We start from the raw sequence: 2,160 nt of genomic DNA on the forward strand, positions 1-2,160 counted from the left end.
AGGCGGTGTCGATGCGGCCGAGCATCTGGTTGAGGCAGGTGGTCAGGCGTCCCACCTCGGTGTTCGGGGCGGCCACTTCGGGGACGCGGTGGGAGTAGTCGCCGGCGGTGATCGCTGTCGCGGTCTCCTCGATCCGGATCAGGGGGCGCAGTCCGGAGCGCACGGCGAACCAGCCGGCGACGCCCAGGATCGCGAGCAGCACCGCGCCTGCCGTCAGGGAGAGGTTGCGGGTCTTGGTGACGGTGCGGTGCACCTCTTCGAGGGAGGTGGCCACGACGACGCTGCCGTGGGACGCGGAGCTGTCCGGGGGGAAGACCTGGGCGGGCTGGGTCAGGGCGATGACCCGCCAGTTGTGCTCGCCGTCGCGCGCGGGGGCGGTGAAGGGACGACCTCGATGGGCGAGGACGGTGGCACGGTCGAGGCGGGGCAGCTCGGGGCCGCCGCCCGGAGGTGCGGTGCTGGCGTCGAAGGTCCTGCGGGTGGCGCCGGTGTCGTCCACGTACGTGACGGTCGTGTCGCCGAGCACGCTGAGGGCGCGCACGCTCGGCGGGGTGCCGGCGCCGGACGGCGGTGCCAGCCGGGCGGCGATCTGTCCGGTCAGGACGAGCCGGTCGTCCACACGGTCCTGGAGGTAGCCGCGCAGGGCCGTGGTGACGAGCAGTCCCGTGCCGAGCAGGCCGACGGCGACCAGCGCGACGGACAGGCACAGCAGACGGGTGCGCAGCGACATCCGGCCGAGCCACACCCCGGGTGAAGGGAAGCGCCTCACGGCCGGGGCTCGCGGATGACGTAGCCGACGCCGCGCACGGTGTGGATGAGTTTGGGCCCGTCGGTGTCGACCTTGCGGCGCAGGTAGCTGATGTAGGTGTCGACGATGCTGGGGTCGCCGCCGAAGTCGTATTCCCACACACTGTCCAGGATCCGGCTCTTCGACATGGTGCGTCCGGCGTTGGCGACCAGGAAGTGCAGGAGGCGGAACTCGGTCGGGGACAGCCGTACGGTCCGCCCCGCCCGGGTGACGTGGTGGCTGTCGGGGTCGAGGTGCAGATCGCCGACGGTGAGGCGGGCCGGCGACTCGCCCCGGGTGCGGCGCAGTACGGCGTGGATGCGGGCGATCAGCTCCTCCAGGTCGAAGGGCTTGGTGACGTAGTCGTCGCCGCCGAGGCGCAGTCCGTGCAGCCGGTCCTGCCGGTCCTCGCGCGCGGTGACGAAGAGGACCGGCACGTCGCCGCCCCGGCCGGGCAGGGGCGAGCGGGGCTGGGCGCGCAACCGGCGGATCACCTCGAAGCCGTCCATGTCCGGGAGCATGACGTCCAGGAGGACCAGGTCGGGCGCGTGCCGCGCGGCCAGGTCGAGGGCTTCCCGGCCGGTGGCGGCGGCATCGACGTCGAACCCGGCGTAGCGCAGGGCGGTGCGCAGCAGCTCCCGGACGGTGGGCTCGTCGTCGACGACGAGCAGGTGGTCCGGGCGGCCTGCGGTGCGCGGAGGAGGTGTCAGTGCCGCCATGGTCGTGGTTCGCCGCCTTTCCCCGATGCCACGGTGCCGCTTCTCGCGGGGGTTGTTCAACGTTCATCTCAGGAGATCACATGACCTGAGGGGTCCGGGTCCGACGTGGAGGCGCGGCGCCTGGACGCGGTACCGGACGCTCGCGCGGGGCGTTCGCGGCGCCGTGCCCGTCGGCCCTGGAGGCGGCTTCCGCCGTACGCGGCGAGGGCGGCCGCGACGAACGCGGTGAGCGCGGACAGCCGGGGGCTCGTGTCGAGGCCGACGCGCAGGCCGCCCATCTCGCTGCCCATGAGGCTGACGCCGAGGCGCAGTGAGCCGCGCGCGAGGTAGGGGAGCACGACCGTCGCGGCACCGACCGCGATGCCCATGCGCAGGGCGGTGTCGGCGTGGCGGCCCAGGAGTGAGTCGGCGTCCTCCCGCGCGGTGCGGGCCGGGGCGCGGGCGGCGGCGACGTATCCGGCGATCAGGAGCAGGAGCAGGGTGAGCAGCAATCCGATCACCCACAGTGGTACGCCGGCGCCCGCCCAATGTCCGAGGTCCACCACACGGTCCCGGTCGGCCGCGCCGTCCTGCTCCCCCGCGCCGAGCATGCCGGCCATCCCTCCGCCCTCGGGCCGCAGCCGCCGCACCCCCGCCTCCCAGGAGGTACCCGCC

At 73.8% G+C, this 2,160-nt stretch carries 3 protein-coding genes; all 3 read right to left on the minus strand.

Annotated elements, in window-relative coordinates:
* The coding region (locus H5J33_RS32275) for a HAMP domain-containing protein (protein WP_181798278.1) at positions 1-730 on the minus strand (730 nt) is incomplete at its 3' end.
* A gap of 35 nt (positions 731-765) precedes the next feature.
* The gene (locus H5J33_RS32280) at positions 766-1,506 is read right to left on the minus strand and encodes a response regulator transcription factor (protein WP_181798279.1); all 741 of its coding nucleotides are present in this window, start codon (positions 1,504-1,506) and stop codon (positions 766-768) included.
* 68 nt (positions 1,507-1,574) lie between these two features.
* A partial coding sequence (locus H5J33_RS32285) for a streptophobe family protein (protein WP_220212956.1) occupies positions 1,575-2,160 on the minus strand: 586 nt, incomplete at its 5' end.

Source organism: Streptomyces sp. WELS2 (assembly GCF_013870595.1).
GTDB lineage: Bacteria > Actinomycetota > Actinomycetes > Streptomycetales > Streptomycetaceae > Streptomyces.

Excerpts from the sequence above, each read along its gene's own strand:
- H5J33_RS32280 (WP_181798279.1), bottom strand. The coding sequence starts at position 1,506 with ATGGCGGCACTGACACCTCCTCCGCGCACCGCAGGCCGCCCGGACCAC.